Genomic DNA, 15,072 nt, shown 5'->3' on the forward strand with positions numbered 1-15,072 from the left:
AACATTTATTTAGTTTCGGCTTCTTCCAAAGCTTCCCAGAATTCGTATGCTCTGCGCAAATGCGGGATTACGATTGTTCCTCCAACAAGAGTTGCAATTCCCATTGCTTCCATCATTTCTTCTTTGGTTACTCCTTCTTTATGGCTGGTTTCTAAGTGGTATTTTACACAATCATCGCAGCGTAAAACGGCCGATGCAACAAGCCCTAAAAGTTCTTTTGTTTTTACATCAAGAGCACCGGGTGCGTAGGCATTGGTGTCAAGATTAAAGATTCGCTTAACAATTTTGTTGTTATCTGCGAGCAATTTTTCGTTCATTTTAGAACGATAGTCGTTAAATTCTTGAATTAATTCAGACATTTTCTTTGATTTTATTTTTATAAACAATTCTCGAAATAAGGATACTCACCTCGTAAATTAATAACATTGGTATGGCAACGATGGTTTGGCTCACAACGTCTGGAGGTGTTACGATTGCCGCTACAATTAAGATGATGATAACAGCATATTTCCAATATTTCCTCAAAAAAGCAGGTGTTACCAGTCCTAATTTGGTTAAGAAATAAATGATGATGGGCAATTCGAAAAATAATCCGCTGGCCAGAATACTGGTTTTTACCATTCCCATATAAGAGTCCAGTGTAAATTGATTTTTTACTACATCACTCACCGAGAAAGTAGCGACAAAATTTACAGACATCGGAATGACTACATAATAGCCAAAAAGCACTCCCAAGAAAAATAATAAAGAAGAAGTGAAAATAAATGTCTTAGCATTTTTCTTTTCTTTTTCATACAAAGCGGGACTGATAAATTTCCAAACTTCCCATAAAATATAAGGAAAACTCATAACAAATCCTGCCAAAATACACATCCATACAAAGATGTTGACTTGACCTTCCATCTCGGTATTTTGTATAATAAAATTCAGTTCGGTGATGCAAATGCTATCTGCAAAGCCTAACTGATGAGATAAATCACAAAACCATTGATAGGTAAAAAACGTTGGTCGAGTTGGTCCCAAAAGAATTACATCAAAAAGATAATCACTAACAAAATAAGTGATAAAAGCCATGATGACTACTGCAATTGTACTTCTAACTAAAAGCCATCTTAGTTCTTCAAGATGGTCTAAGAACGACATTTCGCTCAGGTTTTTTTTTGCCATTATACGATTCCTTCTTTTAAAATATCATGTAAATGTAAAACTCCTTTGTATGTTCCTTCGTCTGAGACAATCAATTGGGTTATTGAAAAATCTTCAAGAATATTTAGCGCATCTACCGCCATAGTTTCTGAAGAAACCAGTTTCGGATTTTTAGTCATAATATCTTTGGCGGTTAAATCTGCAATAGAATCCCGGTCATTTAGCATTCTTCTAATGTCTCCATCGGTAATAATACCAATTATTTTATCATTTTCTATCACTGCTGTTACGCCCAATCGTTTTTCTGAAATTTCAAAAATTACTTTTTTAACAGAAGTTTCTGGAGTAACCATTGGTTTTAAAGAATGCTCTATCATATCTTTTACACGAAGTAACAATTTTTTACCTAATGCGCCACCAGGATGATAAACGGCAAAATCTTCGGGTTTAAAATCTCTCATTTCCATTAAACAAACGGCTAGGGCATCCCCCATGACAAGCTGTGCTGTAGTGCTGTTTGTTGGTGCTAAATTTATTGGACAGGCTTCCATATCAACCGTAGTGTTCAAAATGTAATCTGAACCTTTGGCCAAAAAAGAGGTAATATTTCCTGTTATTGCAATCAAAGTATTTCCAAAACGTTTTAATAATGGAACCAGAACTTTTATTTCAGGGCTATTTCCGCTTTTCGAAATACAAATAATAATATCTTCTTTTTGTATCATGCCTAAGTCACCATGAATGGCTTCTGAAGCATGCAAAAACATAGAAGGTGTTCCTGTTGAATTGAAAGTAGCGACCATTTTTTGAGCAATTATGGCACTTTTTCCGATGCCTGTAACGATCAAACGGCCTTTGGTTTCGTAAATGCGTTGGGTAGCTTCGTAAAAATTTTCGTCAAGAAAATCAATTAGTTTTGTAATCGCTTCACTTTCAGAGAGTATTGTTTTTTTGGCGATAGCCAATATATTTTCTTTTGTTATCAAAACAGAATATTTAAAAATTTGTATGTATAAAAGAAAGTTGTATCTTTATGTGTTGCAAATTTATACAAAATACCATAATATAAAGAATGAATTCAAACGAAATTGAAATACACAAAGAATTAAAGAAGTATTTCGGCTTTAGCCAATTTAAGGGGTTGCAGGAGCAGGTCATAACAAGTATCTTAGGTAAAAAGAATACGTTTGTGATTATGCCAACTGGTGGTGGAAAATCTCTTTGTTATCAATTGCCCGCTTTAATTCAAGATGGAACAGCAATAGTTGTTTCTCCTTTGATTGCTTTGATGAAAAATCAGGTAGATGCTATTCGAAGTCTTTCTTCAGAAAATGGCATTGCCCATGTTTTAAATTCTTCTCTTACCAAAACCGAAATTACTCAGGTAAAAAAAGATATTACTTCTGGTTTGACTAAGCTTTTGTATGTTGCTCCAGAATCTTTAACTAAAGAAGAATACGTGGCTTTTTTGCAAAGTGTCCCCATCTCTTTTGTAGCCATCGACGAAGCACATTGTATTTCAGAATGGGGTCATGATTTTAGACCGGAGTACAGAAATCTGAAAAATATTATCAAGCAATTAGGAAGTGTACCTATTATTGGCCTTACCGCAACTGCAACGCCAAAAGTTCAGGAAGATATTCTTAAAAATCTTGAAATGTCGGATGCAACCACTTTTAAAGCATCTTTTAACAGACCTAATTTATATTACGAAGTTCGTACTAAAACTAAAAATATAGAATCGGATATTATTCGATTTATCAAACAACACAAAGGCAAATCTGGGATTATTTATTGCCTGAGCCGCAAAAAAGTCGAGTCAATTGCTGAGGTTTTACAGGTAAATGGTATTAGCGCGGTTCCTTATCACGCAGGTTTAGATGCCAAAACAAGAGCCAAACATCAAGACATGTTTTTGATGGAAGATGTAGATGTTGTGGTGGCTACGATTGCATTCGGAATGGGAATTGATAAGCCAGACGTTCGATTCGTGATTCATCATGATATTCCAAAATCACTGGAAAGTTATTATCAAGAAACTGGTCGTGCAGGTCGTGATGGAGGAGAGGGACATTGCTTGGCATATTACTCGTATAAAGATGTCGAAAAACTAGAAAAATTCATGTCTGGAAAACCCGTTGCAGAGCAAGAAATAGGTTTTGCTTTATTGCAGGAAGTGGTGGCTTACGCCGAAACTTCGATGTCACGTAGAAAATTCTTGCTGCATTATTTTGGTGAAGAATTTCCGGATGACGGAGATGGTGCCGACATGGATGATAACGTTCGCAATCCTAAAAGCCGAATCGAAGCTCAGGATCAAGTGGTTAAATTGTTAGAAATTGTTCGCGATACCAAACATATTTATAAATCTAAAGAACTTGTTTATACCTTAATTGGACGCGTGAATGCAGTGATTAAAGCTCATAAAACAGATACGCAATCTTTTTTTGGGTCTGGTGCCGATCATGACGAAAAATATTGGATGGCTTTGCTTCGCCAAGTTTTGGTGACTGGTTATTTATCTAAGGATATCGAAACTTATGGCATTGTAAAAATCACCCAAAACGGATTGGACTTTATCAAAAAACCAGTTTCATTTATGATGTCTGAAGACCACGAATACAACGAATCTGAAGATGATGCAATAGTAACAGCCGCAAAATCATCCGGAACAGCCGATGAAGTGTTGATGGGAATGTTGCGAGAATTACGTAAAAAAGTAGCCAAAAAACTCGGAGTACCACCGTTTGTGGTTTTTCAGGATCCTTCGCTTGAAGATATGGCTTTAAAATATCCGATTAGTTTAACCGAATTGTACAACATTCACGGTGTTGGAGAAGGAAAAGCTAAAAAATACGGAAGCGATTTTATAACTTTAATTAATCGCTATGTAGAGGATAACGATATTATTCGCCCAGACGATTTGGTCGTAAAATCTACGGGAGTAAATTCCGCCAATAAATTGTATATCATTCAAAATATTGACAGGAAATTATCTTTAAATGATATTGCTTCTGCCAAAGGACTTACAATGGATGCTTTGATTAAAGAAATGGAGCAAATTGTCTATGCGGGTACTAAGCTCAATATAAAATATTGGGTTGATGACATGCTCGATGATGATCAGCAAGAAGAAATTCATGATTATTTTATGGAATCAGAATCCGATAAAATCGAAGATGCTTTAAAAGAATTTGATGGGGATTATGATATTGATGAATTAAGATTGATGAGAATTAAGTTTATTAGCGAAGTAGCGAATTAAAATAGATTTATGAAGTTTTTAAAATTGCTTTTTACTTTTGTTATTCTCATATCTATTAAATCATTTGCGACGGCTCAGGCTCCGGATTATTTAATCATTGATAAGGATACTTTAAAAATTCAGTCAAATCCGTTAGAAGAATATTTTAATATTCATCCGATTCCTGAAAAATTAATAACTGGCGTTTCTAGTGGGAATTGGCGAGGTTATATTGCGTATTTTAAATTCTTAGATGGAAAATTGGTTGTTGAAAATATTTATAAAGAAGATTACAAAGAAAATAGCAAAGGCGAAACGGATTATTTTTTGACATCTATATATAAGGATGTATTTGGAATGCAATCTAATTTTGAATGTGATTTTTATTCGGGTTTATTAATATGTCCATCTGGAAAGATGCTTCAATACGTTCATATGGGTTATAGTTCTTTATATGAAAATTATAATCTGATGGAAATAAAAAACGGAATTAAGATTAAATCGAAAAAATTGACTGCAAAGGAATTTCAAATATTTAAAATTGATTATTTTAAGTATTATAAACGAACTGAAGAATATAAACTTAAAGTTAAAGAGTTTAAAGATGAGACAACTAGTGAATTTGGTATGAATAATAATAGTGTCTTTTTGATTGAAAATCCTGGTACCGGAAAAGAAAACAAATCACTAAAGAAAAAGGAAGCTGAATTTAGAGCAGATAAACAAATAGATTCTTTTATGTTTGTTTTTTTAAATGATTATATGAAAACAATAGAAATCCCAACTAATTAATTGTATGAAAAAAATATCTCCGTTATTTAAAATAATTGCCTTGGCAGTATTTTCAATTTTAATTTTTAGTTTTTCAATCGATAAAAAAGAGAACGATACAAAATTAGTGGGTATTTGGAAAGGTTTTGAGAAAGACGCCCAAATAGAGGGAGTTGAAAAACACTGGATACAACAAAGATTTGCAGATGGTACTTACATGATAATGTTTACTGCAAAAGAAGATTGCGAAGTTCAGACTTTTACCGAAAAAGGAAAATGGTGGACTGAAGATGGTAAGTTTTACGAAGCTTCAGAAAGCAGTAAAGATATTGATGTTTACAAATATGAAGTAAAAGGTGAAGAATCTGTTGAGTTCAAAAGTATTAAGTTGTTAGGAAAAGATAATAATACCTATACATTCAGTGATTACAGACTTGATCTAAAATAATTCAGGACTAATTCCAATATTTTAAAATTCCAAATCCCAAGTGCTACTAATAGTTTGGAATTTGGATTTTTTTATTGAAAATTTTTGATTTTTGGAATTTCACCCTTCATATACTTCCCCGCGATGTGGTTTCAAAGCATCACGAACCACGATCATATTTTCGTCAGTGACAACTATAAAAGCAATTGCATGCATGTCGTTGATGATTTTAAAACCCGTAATATTTAGCGGAAGCTTTTCTATAGTGATATATTCTTTCAAATGAATTTCGTGGTGTTCTGCTGTTTTTTCTGAGGCTGGACCTCGAAAATCCCAAATCAATTTTATTTTTCTAGACATTATTTTTAAGGTGCAAAGGTTTTGAGAGGCAAAGGTACAAAGTCTTTTTTAGCAAGATTAAAAATTTACTGTAGAATTAACCGCAAAGTGCGCTAAGATTTAATTTTACTTTCACCATAGAAAACGATACCTTTAAAATCGTAGCTTACTTTGCGGTTAATTATATAAAGTCAGTTCAAAATAGTATTTTTGCATGTTCTTTTCATAAATAGAAAAGCTAATTGAATAAATAAAAAACAATGCCAAGAGAACTTTTACTTCAGGTGACACCCGAAATAGCCGCAAACGAATTGTTGCTGAAAGACTATTTATCCAAACAAATAAAAGTTTCCCCAAAAGAAATTCAACATGTTGCTATTTTAAAACGATCCATTGATGCACGTCAGAAAGCGATAAAAATCAATCTGAAAGTTACGATTTTTCTTCAAGGAGAACCTTTTCAGGAAAATAAAATTGAGTTGCCTGTTTATAAAAATGTTTCTTCGGCTCAGGAAGTAATCGTCGTAGGAGCAGGTCCAGCCGGTCTTTTTGCTGCTTTGCAATTAATAGAATTAGGCTTAAAGCCGATTGTAATCGAACGTGGAAAAGATGTTCGTGGCCGTCGCCGAGACTTAAAAGCGATCAATGTAGATCATATTGTCAACGAAGATTCTAATTACTGTTTTGGCGAAGGTGGCGCTGGAACTTATTCTGACGGGAAATTGTACACACGCTCTAAAAAACGGGGCGATGTTACCCGAATTTTAGAACTTTTAGTGGCTTTTGGTGCTTCAGAAGATATTTTAATCGAAGCGCATCCGCATATTGGAACCAATAAATTGCCTAAAATTATCGAAGACATTCGAAATAAAATTATCGAGTTTGGTGGACAGGTTTTATTTGATACCCGAGTGACTGATATTTTGATAAAAAATAATGAAGTAGCAGGGATTGTGACTCAAAAAGGAGATACAATTGTTGCCAATAAATTGATCCTGGCCACAGGACATTCGGCACGAGATATTTTTGAATTATTAGACCGAAAGAAAATTTTTATCGAAGCAAAACCTTTTGCGTTAGGGGTTCGTGCAGAGCATTCGCAAACCTTAATTGATAGTATTCAGTACAGTTGTGATTATCGTGGAGAACATTTGCCGCCGGCACCATATTCGATAGTAAAACAAGTGGGTGGTCGCGGTATGTATTCTTTTTGTATGTGTCCCGGAGGTGTGATTGCGCCTTGTGCCACAAGCCCTGGCGAAGTAGTTACCAACGGTTGGTCGCCATCAAAAAGAGATCAGATTACGGCAAATTCTGGCATTGTAATCGAATTAAAATTAGAAGATTTTAAACCTTTTGCCAAATTTGGCGCTTTGGCAGGAATGGAGTTTCAGAAAAGTATCGAGCAAAAAGCATGGCATTTAGCGGGACACTCGAGCGTTAGCGAACAGGCGAAGCAAACCCAAAAAGTACCGGCGCAACGAATGGTCGATTTTACGCAAAATAAAGTATCTTCAGATATCCCGAAAACCTCTTATGTGCCAGGAACAACTTCTGTAGAAATGGGGCAGGTTTTTCCTGGGTTTCTTTCTCAGATATTGCGTGAAGGTTTTCAGGAATTCGGAAAATCGATGCGTGGTTATTTAACTAATGAAGCTATCCTGCATGCACCGGAAAGTAGAACTTCATCGCCAGTTCGTATTCCTAGAAATCCCGAAACTTACGAGCATTTGCAAATAAAAGGTTTGTATCCGTGCGGAGAGGGCGCAGGATATGCAGGCGGAATAATATCGGCGGCTATTGATGGCGAAAAATGCGCTTTGATGATTGCTGCAACTTTAAAATAAAATAATTTTATGAAAAACTTCTTTTCAAATTTTTTCGGAAGAAATCATAATCCAGAATCTATAGTTTCGTTTGATGTTCTAAATTCGATTTACACTTATTTATATGAAGAAGTAAATCATTTTGAATTTAAAATGAAAGGAATTCACGATACGGTTGCTGTGAATTTGTATTCTTTTCCAACGGCTTTTGATTATGAAGAGGCCCGAAATGAAATGGAGAAAAGTGGTTTTAAAAATGCTTATGAAGTTTTAAACGAATTATATAAAAAGATAGATATAGGGCCGCTTTCTGCTGATCAAATCGAGCAGGGATTAGAATATGATTACATTCACATTCAATTTTATTCGGCTCCAACTCCAGAAATGAAGCAATATGTAAAACATGTTTTGCATAATTTTATCATTTTCTTTTGTTGTACCAATAGTTTAGAAACCAATGATTTTAGGGTTTTGTACAGCAATAGTTATTTTCTTAATTACACCAGAGCATTATTAGAAACAGAACCTATTACTGTCAATGAGCCGAAAAACGATATTCAGAAAATAGGTTTTAAAGAATTGGAGCGAGTGTTGCAAGGAATGTGTCAGTACTTAAAAATTGAATTACCAGAGGGCATTGTAGTTCCTTCGCAGGAAAATTTATTGCCGGAAATTATCGAAGTTACTCAGGAAACTTTTCAGGAGTTTATCAGATTGGTTTCGAGAGGAAATATTGAAGAAAAGCTACTCAAAAAACTATCAAAAAAGCTCTTAAAAAATTCTACAAAAGAATATTACAAAATGACAGAAGGTCATTTTGACTTTTTTGAAAGTATTGATTGCTGGAATAGTGACTGGAAATTTGATCCTGAAGATGCCGAATATTTCATTTCTGAAATGATTGGCGAAGCGCTTAATTTTGAGTATCCCGAAGAGACTTATAGCCATGATTTATTTCCTTATATTCAGTCGGCTTTAGGAAAATATGATCTCGAATTAATGACTTACGATACGCACGGCGATAATTACTTGTTTTTTGTGGCCAATAAAAAAGACGTTAACAGAATCTTAGAATTGTCTGAAATAACCAAGATTGAAGTCAATCAATTGTAAAACAAAAAATAGTCTCATTTACAATTGAAATAAGACTATTTTTATATTTTGTTAAAACTTATATTTTAGGTAATTTCAATTCATTGAAAGTGCTTTTTTCTGAAGCTAATTTTTCAATTTCTTCCCATTTCCTTGGTGATTCAGCAGAGAGGTTTTCGTAAGAATCTTTTTTTATCAAAATATCATCTTCGATGCGAACACCAATATTCCACCATTTTTTATCACAATTGCTATTGGCTGGGATATAAATTCCCGGTTCGACGGTAATGATCATATTTTCTTTTAGCGCAGTTTTCGCACCCTTAAAATTTCCTTTGTCATGCACGTCTAAACCAAGGAAATGTGAGCACCCATGCGGATAATAAATTTTTACCTCTTCGCGATTTTTAATGATTCCTAATTTTAGTAATCCATTGGCTAAAACTTCTCTGGCAGTAGTATTCAGATCGATCAATGGAGTTCCTTCTTTACAGATTTTAAAAACAGCTTCTTGCGCATCGTATACCAACTGGTAGATGGCTTTTTGCTCTTCTGTAAATTTTCCGTTGGCCGGAATTGTTCTCGTGACATCTGCGGAGTAGCCGTGATATTCAGACCCAACATCCATCAATAATAGCTGATTATTCATTTTTGTGCTATTGTTTTCACCATAATGCAAAATACAACCGTTGGCACCAACACCCACAATTGGAGGATAACCTTCGCCTTCTGCGCCATATTTTCTATGAATGTAGGCATGAATACCATCCGCTTCATTTTCGCTCATTTCGGTGTTTATCGCTTTCATCACTTCATTGTGAGCCACGCACGATAATCGAACAGATTTACGCATTAAATCGACCTCTTCGGGAGTTTTTATTTCGCGCAACGTACTGGTGATGTCATAAAAAGTTCCCAGGGATGCCGGGTCTTCCTGATTAATGCCTGCTTTTACTTTGAAAGTTTGAAGTAACCCAAAAAGATCAAAGCCTGAAGTGTCGTTTGTTATGTCGTTTGGAATTTTGTCGTAGATAATTTTGCTGAATTTTTTAAAATCAATAGTAAAATCTTTAAAATCACCTCCATTATAAACGGTCGAAATTCCTAGTTTCGCTTTCGTTCCCTCCACTCCAAGTCGTCTTCCGGTCCAGATTTCACGAGCGGCATTTCTTTCTCTGACAAAAAACACTTCGTTGTAAGAATCTGCTCCGATATTTTGTATTTCTTTAAATATAAATAAAACGGCATCTGGTTCTTTATAGCCCGTTAGGTAATATAAGTCTGGATTTTGATGAAAATTATAATTGATATCTCTTGAAAAAACTCTTTCGGGATACGAAAAAATAACGGCTACCGAATTTGCCGGCATCAAATTTCTAAATGCTTCACGTCTGCCTTCATGAAATTCTTTTGATAAATAGTCAGTCGGTAAATTTTCCTGCGAATGTATCAGATTTGTGCAAATTAAGAAAGTGAAAAATAGAAATAACTGCTTCATTTTTAGGTTTATTTGATGGTTTTTTTGAATTGCTCTTGACTGCAAATTACAAAAAAATACGAAAAGTAGTTCTAAATAAAAAACCGCCCATGAAAATGAGCGGTTATCTGAATCAATAATGTATAAAACTATTATTTCTTTTTGAGTTTGTCTTTAAAAACCTTCTCGAACTTTTCTATTTTAGGTTGAATTACCATTTTGCAGTAAGGCTGATTCTTGTTGTTGGCATAGTAGTTCTGATGATAATCTTCGGCTTTGTAAAAAGTTTTAAAAGGTTCGATCTTGGTCACAATTGGGCTGTCATACACTTTTGCTTTGTTAAGCTCTGCAATGATGCTTTCTGCTGCTTTTTTTTGTTCTGCATTTTTATAAAAAATTACAGAACGGTACTGAGTACCAACATCGGCACCTTGTCTGTTGAGTGTCGTTGGATCGTGAACGGTAAAAAAGACTTTGAAAATTTCATTAAGATCAGTGGTATTTTTATCAAAGGTTATTTGAACAACTTCCGCAGCTCCTGTTGTACCAGTACAAACCTCTTCGTAGCTGGGATTGGCAACGTGTCCTCCGGAAAAACCCGAAACTACAGATTTTACACCGTTCAAATTTTCATATACAGCTTCAACGCACCAGTAACAGCCTCCTCCAATGGTAATGGTTTCTATATTGATTGTTTTTTTTGTTTTGTCATTTTGTGCAAATCCGCTTAAAGAAAGCACAAAAAAACAAACTGTAATTATGTTTTTCATAGTCAATTTATTTAGTATCAGGAATAAAATCAAGTGCAATCGAGTTCATGCAGTAACGTTTACCGGTTGGTTCGGGACCGTCATCAAATAAATGTCCTAGATGACCGTTACATCTTCCGCAAAGGGCTTCAATTCTCTCCATTCCCAGTGAGTTATCATTTTTATAAACAATGCTTTTTTTATTGTCTTGCTCGAAAAAGCTTGGCCATCCGCAACTGCTTGCAAATTTGGCTCCGGATCTAAAAAGTTTGTTGCCGCAGGATGCGCAATAATACGTTCCCTTTTCGTCGGTGTTCCAGTATTTTCCTGTAAAAGGCCTTTCAGTATCTGCATTTCTCATCACATCATAAACATCTTCTGGAAGTACTTTTTTCCATTCGGCATTGCTCACAATAAGTTTTGTAGTGTCTGTGTTTGAATAATAAGGATTTCCTGGTTTTGATATTTTATTTTCCATAGAGGTAACTTTAGATGTTCCTTTTTTTGCAGTTTGTCCGCAAGCTTGAAGGATAAAAAGAGGTAATAAAAAGCAAATGCTAAAAAAATGTGTTTTTGTTTTCATAATGCATTAATTTTTGTATTTCAAAGGTACGAAGAGAGTTTGTTTAGAAATGTCGTACAGTTTACAATTCGGTTATTTTTAAGTATGTTTTAACTTTTTTTTATTTACGCAAAATAAAAGCCAATAGTTTTTAAAGATTATTTTTAATGGATTTTCTAAAAATATTTTTTTGTAATAATTTAAAAATTAAGGCTTTAAAAAGATTAATCCAAAGTTAAAATTATCACAATCTTTTCTGAGATTTTCTAAGCATTTCTTTTTTCGTATTTTTGTTAGGACAATAAGCCCTATGATAGAAGAAAACGTAATATTAGTTAATCAATATGATGAGCAAATTGGCTTGATGCCAAAATTAGAAGCACATGAAAAAGCACTTTTACACCGCGCTTTTTCAGTTTTTGTTTTAAATAATAAAAACGAAATCATGCTGCAGCAGCGTGCCCATCAAAAGTATCACTCACCTTTACTCTGGACCAATACATGCTGCAGTCATCAGCGTGAAGGGGAAAGCAATATCGAAGCCGGAAGCCGAAGATTGTTTGAAGAAATGGGTTTTAAAACCGAGTTGAAAGAGCTTTTTCATTTTATATACAAAGCTCCTTTTGATAATGGTTTGACAGAGCACGAACTCGATCACGTAATGATAGGTTATTTTAACGAAGAACCTATTATCAATCGAGAGGAAGTAGAAGACTGGAAATGGATGCCAATTGAAGAGGTTAAAAACGACATTCAACATCATCCTGAAAAGTATACCGTATGGTTCAAAATTATATTTGACGAATTTTATCACTATTTAGAAGATCACAAAATTTAAATTATTCTAACCAAAACCCTAAATGAGAGTAACCATATCAAGAAAAGCACATTTTAATGCTGCACATCGATTGTACAGAAAAGATTGGTCATTTGAAAAAAACGATGCTGTTTTTGGAAAATGCAACAATCCCAATTTTCACGGTCATAATTATGGTTTAACAGTAAGTGTTACAGGAAAAATTGACCCAGAAACTGGCTTTGTTTTGGATGTGAAAGTATTAGCGGACATTATACGTGAAGAAGTAGAAATTCCGTTTGATCACAAAAATCTGAATCTGGATGTACCGGAATTTCAGGATTTGAATCCAACTGCAGAAAATATTGCCGTTGTGATATGGAATAAAATTAGGAAAAAAATTCAACCCGATTTTGATTTAGAAGTGGTGTTGAATGAAACAGATCGCAATTTTGTAACTTATAAAGGAGAAGAATAAATGTCACTAAAGATAGGGGATATCGTTCCGAATTTTACTGCAAAAGATAGTCATGGAGAGGTTTTCGAAAGCAAAAGTGTTTTAGGAAGAAAGCCACTAGTGATTTATTTTTACCCAAAAGACAATACGCCAGGTTGTACAACCGAAGCGTGCAGTTTTAGGGATCAATATGAAGATTTTAAAGATTTAGGCGCCGAAGTAATTGGAATTAGCAGCGATAGTGTAAAGTCGCACCAGAAATTTGCAAATAAATATCAGTTGCCTTTTCTATTGCTGTCAGATCAGGATAAAAAATTGAGACATCTTTTTGGTATGCGCGATAATTTATTTGGTCTGTTGCCGGGAAGAGTCACTTATATCATTGATAGAAATGGTGTCGTTATTTATATTTTTGATAGTATGAATGCTTCAAAACATATCCCGAAAGCATTGAAAATGATTAAAGAATTAGTTCTCTAAAATACCTTAAACACCTTAATAAATTAATATTAGCCAAAGAAAATTATGTCAGCAAAATTATATCCTTTACAGTTTGAGCCGATTCTAAAAGAAAGAATTTGGGGAGGACAAAAACTAAAAACAATTCTGAACAAACCAATTACTTCTCAAATTACAGGTGAAAGTTGGGAATTATCAACTGTAGAGGGCGATGTAAGCATTATCGCCAACGGAGATTTGAAAGGAAAATCATTGATGGAAATTATTAATGAATCGCCAAACGAAGTTTTAGGAACCAATGTTTATAAACGTTTTGGTAAACAATTTCCGCTGCTTTTTAAGTATTTAGATGCTCGCGAAGACCTTTCGATACAGGTGCATCCTAATGACAAATTAGCAAAAGAGCGTCATAACTCTTTTGGAAAAACCGAAATGTGGTTTGTAACTCAGGCAGATGAGGATGCCAGAATTATTGTTGGTTTTAAAGAAAATTCGAGTAAAGAAGACTATCTAAAACATTTACAAGACAATACTTTGGTTGCTATTTTAGACCAGGTAAAAGCAAAAGCAGGAGATGTTTTCTTTTTAGAAACAGGTACGGTTCATGCTATTGGCGCAGGTTTGGTCGTGGCCGAAATACAACAGACCTCTGATATTACGTATCGTTTATACGATTTTGATCGTAAGGATGCTCAGGGCAATACGAGAGAATTACATGTAGATTTGGCATTGGATGCGATAAATTATAATAAGGTAGAAACACAGAAAAAATATGCTTCAACGGCGGATGCTTCTAATCTTGTTGTGGATTGCCCTTACTTTACGACCAATTTTATTCCGTTAGAAAATAAACAAGACGTGCATAAATCCGGAGAATCTTTTACGGTGTATATGTGTATCGAAGGAAGTTTTGATATTGAATTTGATGGTTTTAAACAGTCTTATAAAAAAGGAGATACAGTGTTGATTCCGGCAGCGATAATTAGATTTGTTCTGAGCGGAAAAGCTTCAATTTTAGAAATTTACATTTCATAGCACGTAATATAAAGATTATATGTACTTTTGCACACGCAAATTAAAATTAAAATAAAATGGCAAACGTTAAAAATTTAAAGAAAGACATCAACTTCGTATTAGGAGATATTATTGAAGCAATTTACTTGTTTGAAATGTCTACAACAGGAAATCCTACTCCAGAAACGAATGCTTTGATCGATGAGGCTATTGCTGCTTTTGATACTTTAATCACAAAAGTAAACGCAAAGAACGTTGAAAATAAAAAATCTCACTTCAAGCAAATAAATGTTGAATTGGAACAAACTGCAAATCAATTGATTGCTAAAATCAACGAATTGTAGGCAAAAAAAAGTATAAAAAAGTGCAAATATATTTTGGAAAAACGAAAAACAGACTTATATTTGCACCCGTAATGAGTCGCCAGCGTAGCTCAGTTGGCTAGAGCAGCTGATTTGTAATCAGCAGGTCGTGGGTTCGAGTCCCTCCGCCGGCTCAACAATAAACCATCACTTTTTAGTGGTGGTTTTTTTTTGGATAAAATTGAAAGATAGTAGTTTTTCATTTTAATTTAAAAACTTATGGAGGATCAACACGAAAACCTGTGGAGTTATAAAAATTATGCATAAATAGTAGTGAGTCTAAAAAGGAAGTATTCCACATTCCTCACACCTCTGAATTTTGATCTGAATGCTTTTATTTTAGCATTGAAT

17 protein-coding genes and 1 tRNA gene are annotated in these 15,072 nt (G+C 34.3%); 11 read left to right on the forward strand and 7 right to left on the reverse strand.

Annotated elements, in window-relative coordinates:
• Window positions 1–5: 5 nt before the first annotated feature.
• Genes J3495_RS07100 through J3495_RS07110 form a run of 3 tightly spaced genes read right to left on the reverse strand, consistent with a single transcriptional unit; the run spans window position 6 to window position 2,132 of the window.
• Window positions 6–359: a carboxymuconolactone decarboxylase family protein gene (locus J3495_RS07100; RefSeq protein ID WP_210665854.1), complete on the reverse strand. Its 354-nt coding sequence runs from the start codon at window positions 357–359 to the stop codon at window positions 6–8.
• Window positions 352–1,167, reverse strand: a complete 816-nt coding sequence (tatC, locus tag J3495_RS07105; protein WP_210665855.1) for a twin-arginine translocase subunit TatC — start codon at window positions 1,165–1,167, stop codon at window positions 352–354. The genes J3495_RS07100 and tatC overlap by 8 nt, the downstream gene beginning before the upstream one ends.
• The gene (locus tag J3495_RS07110) at window positions 1,167–2,132 is read right to left on the reverse strand and encodes a KpsF/GutQ family sugar-phosphate isomerase (protein ID WP_210665856.1); all 966 of its coding nucleotides are present in this window, start codon (window positions 2,130–2,132) and stop codon (window positions 1,167–1,169) included. Before J3495_RS07110 ends, tatC begins: the two co-directional genes overlap by 1 nt.
• Window positions 2,133–2,218: 86 nt before the next feature.
• Between J3495_RS07110 and recQ the strand changes: the two genes are divergently transcribed.
• The 3 genes from recQ to J3495_RS07125 are packed head-to-tail and all read left to right on the forward strand — an operon-like array spanning window position 2,219 to window position 5,609.
• Window positions 2,219–4,411 (forward strand): DNA helicase RecQ, encoded by a 2,193-nt coding sequence (gene recQ, locus J3495_RS07115; protein ID WP_210665857.1) that lies wholly within the window; start codon window positions 2,219–2,221, stop codon window positions 4,409–4,411.
• A gap of 9 nt (window positions 4,412–4,420) precedes the next feature.
• Entirely contained in the window at window positions 4,421–5,182 is a 762-nt protein-coding gene (locus J3495_RS07120) for a hypothetical protein (RefSeq protein WP_210665858.1), read from the forward strand.
• 4 nt (window positions 5,183–5,186) lie between these two features.
• A complete protein-coding gene (locus J3495_RS07125; RefSeq protein WP_210665859.1) occupies window positions 5,187–5,609 on the forward strand; it encodes a hypothetical protein in 423 nt (140 codons plus the stop codon).
• Window positions 5,610–5,708: 99 nt separating this feature from the next.
• Here J3495_RS07125 and J3495_RS07130 read toward each other — a convergent pair whose 3' ends face one another.
• A complete protein-coding gene (locus tag J3495_RS07130) occupies window positions 5,709–5,948 on the reverse strand; it encodes a hypothetical protein (protein WP_210665860.1) in 240 nt (79 codons plus the stop codon).
• A gap of 239 nt (window positions 5,949–6,187) precedes the next feature.
• Between J3495_RS07130 and J3495_RS07135 the strand changes: the two genes are divergently transcribed.
• Both J3495_RS07135 and J3495_RS07140 read left to right on the forward strand, forming a co-directional pair.
• Window positions 6,188–7,774 carry an NAD(P)/FAD-dependent oxidoreductase gene (locus J3495_RS07135; RefSeq protein ID WP_210665861.1) on the forward strand — a complete coding sequence of 529 codons (1,587 nt, stop codon included), beginning with the start codon at window positions 6,188–6,190 and terminating at the stop codon, window positions 7,772–7,774.
• A 9-nt stretch (window positions 7,775–7,783) separates the two neighbouring features.
• Window positions 7,784–8,866 (forward strand): DUF6630 family protein, encoded by a 1,083-nt coding sequence (locus tag J3495_RS07140; protein ID WP_210665862.1) that lies wholly within the window; start codon window positions 7,784–7,786, stop codon window positions 8,864–8,866.
• A gap of 58 nt (window positions 8,867–8,924) precedes the next feature.
• Here J3495_RS07140 and J3495_RS07145 read toward each other — a convergent pair whose 3' ends face one another.
• The 3 genes from J3495_RS07145 to msrB all read right to left on the reverse strand — a co-directional run bounded on the left by J3495_RS07145 (window position 8,925) and on the right by msrB (window position 11,654).
• Window positions 8,925–10,343, reverse strand: coding sequence for an aminopeptidase P N-terminal domain-containing protein (locus tag J3495_RS07145; RefSeq protein WP_210665863.1), 1,419 nt, complete (start codon window positions 10,341–10,343; stop codon window positions 8,925–8,927).
• A gap of 131 nt (window positions 10,344–10,474) precedes the next feature.
• Entirely contained in the window at window positions 10,475–11,092 is a 618-nt protein-coding gene (msrA, locus tag J3495_RS07150; protein ID WP_210665864.1) for a peptide-methionine (S)-S-oxide reductase MsrA, read from the reverse strand.
• 7 nt (window positions 11,093–11,099) lie between these two features.
• Entirely contained in the window at window positions 11,100–11,654 is a 555-nt protein-coding gene (gene msrB / locus J3495_RS07155) for a peptide-methionine (R)-S-oxide reductase MsrB (protein ID WP_210665865.1), read from the reverse strand.
• Between the two features lie 289 nt (window positions 11,655–11,943).
• Between msrB and idi the strand changes: the two genes are divergently transcribed.
• From idi to J3495_RS07185, 6 genes are all read left to right on the forward strand, one after another.
• Window positions 11,944–12,471: an isopentenyl-diphosphate Delta-isomerase gene (idi, locus tag J3495_RS07160; protein ID WP_210665866.1), complete on the forward strand. Its 528-nt coding sequence runs from the start codon at window positions 11,944–11,946 to the stop codon at window positions 12,469–12,471.
• A 22-nt stretch (window positions 12,472–12,493) separates the two neighbouring features.
• Window positions 12,494–12,907 carry a 6-carboxytetrahydropterin synthase gene (locus J3495_RS07165; protein WP_210665867.1) on the forward strand — a complete coding sequence of 138 codons (414 nt, stop codon included), beginning with the start codon at window positions 12,494–12,496 and terminating at the stop codon, window positions 12,905–12,907.
• On the forward strand, window positions 12,908–13,366 hold the full coding sequence (locus J3495_RS07170; RefSeq protein ID WP_210665868.1) for a peroxiredoxin: 459 nt from the start codon (window positions 12,908–12,910) through the stop codon (window positions 13,364–13,366).
• 45 nt (window positions 13,367–13,411) lie between these two features.
• The gene (locus J3495_RS07175) at window positions 13,412–14,380 is read left to right on the forward strand and encodes a type I phosphomannose isomerase catalytic subunit (protein WP_210665869.1); all 969 of its coding nucleotides are present in this window, start codon (window positions 13,412–13,414) and stop codon (window positions 14,378–14,380) included.
• Between the two features lie 56 nt (window positions 14,381–14,436).
• Window positions 14,437–14,703, forward strand: a complete 267-nt coding sequence (locus J3495_RS07180; protein WP_160374524.1) for a hypothetical protein — start codon at window positions 14,437–14,439, stop codon at window positions 14,701–14,703.
• Window positions 14,704–14,781: 78 nt separating this feature from the next.
• Window positions 14,782–14,855, forward strand: a tRNA-Thr gene (locus tag J3495_RS07185).
• Window positions 14,856–15,072 lie beyond the last annotated feature (217 nt).

The organism is Flavobacterium geliluteum (assembly GCF_017948595.1).
GTDB classification, from domain to species: domain Bacteria; phylum Bacteroidota; class Bacteroidia; order Flavobacteriales; family Flavobacteriaceae; genus Flavobacterium; species Flavobacterium flavipigmentatum.

Excerpts from the sequence above, each read along its gene's own strand:
- J3495_RS07120 (WP_210665858.1), top strand. The coding sequence starts at position 4,421 with ATGAAGTTTTTAAAATTGCTTTTTACTTTTGTTATTCTCATATCTATT.
- J3495_RS07165 (WP_210665867.1), top strand. The coding sequence starts at position 12,494 with ATGAGAGTAACCATATCAAGAAAAGCACATTTTAATGCTGCACATCGA.
- idi (WP_210665866.1), top strand. The coding sequence starts at position 11,944 with ATGATAGAAGAAAACGTAATATTAGTTAATCAATATGATGAGCAAATT.
- J3495_RS07135 (WP_210665861.1), top strand. The coding sequence starts at position 6,188 with ATGCCAAGAGAACTTTTACTTCAGGTGACACCCGAAATAGCCGCAAAC.
- msrB (WP_210665865.1), bottom strand. The coding sequence starts at position 11,654 with ATGAAAACAAAAACACATTTTTTTAGCATTTGCTTTTTATTACCTCTT.
- recQ (WP_210665857.1), top strand. The coding sequence starts at position 2,219 with ATGAATTCAAACGAAATTGAAATACACAAAGAATTAAAGAAGTATTTC.
- J3495_RS07130 (WP_210665860.1), bottom strand. The coding sequence starts at position 5,948 with ATGTCTAGAAAAATAAAATTGATTTGGGATTTTCGAGGTCCAGCCTCA.
- msrA (WP_210665864.1), bottom strand. The coding sequence starts at position 11,092 with ATGAAAAACATAATTACAGTTTGTTTTTTTGTGCTTTCTTTAAGCGGA.
- J3495_RS07100 (WP_210665854.1), bottom strand. The coding sequence starts at position 359 with ATGTCTGAATTAATTCAAGAATTTAACGACTATCGTTCTAAAATGAAC.
- J3495_RS07175 (WP_210665869.1), top strand. The coding sequence starts at position 13,412 with ATGTCAGCAAAATTATATCCTTTACAGTTTGAGCCGATTCTAAAAGAA.
- J3495_RS07170 (WP_210665868.1), top strand. The coding sequence starts at position 12,908 with ATGTCACTAAAGATAGGGGATATCGTTCCGAATTTTACTGCAAAAGAT.
- J3495_RS07145 (WP_210665863.1), bottom strand. The coding sequence starts at position 10,343 with ATGAAGCAGTTATTTCTATTTTTCACTTTCTTAATTTGCACAAATCTG.
- J3495_RS07180 (WP_160374524.1), top strand. The coding sequence starts at position 14,437 with ATGGCAAACGTTAAAAATTTAAAGAAAGACATCAACTTCGTATTAGGA.
- J3495_RS07125 (WP_210665859.1), top strand. The coding sequence starts at position 5,187 with ATGAAAAAAATATCTCCGTTATTTAAAATAATTGCCTTGGCAGTATTT.
- J3495_RS07140 (WP_210665862.1), top strand. The coding sequence starts at position 7,784 with ATGAAAAACTTCTTTTCAAATTTTTTCGGAAGAAATCATAATCCAGAA.
- tatC (WP_210665855.1), bottom strand. The coding sequence starts at position 1,167 with ATGGCAAAAAAAAACCTGAGCGAAATGTCGTTCTTAGACCATCTTGAA.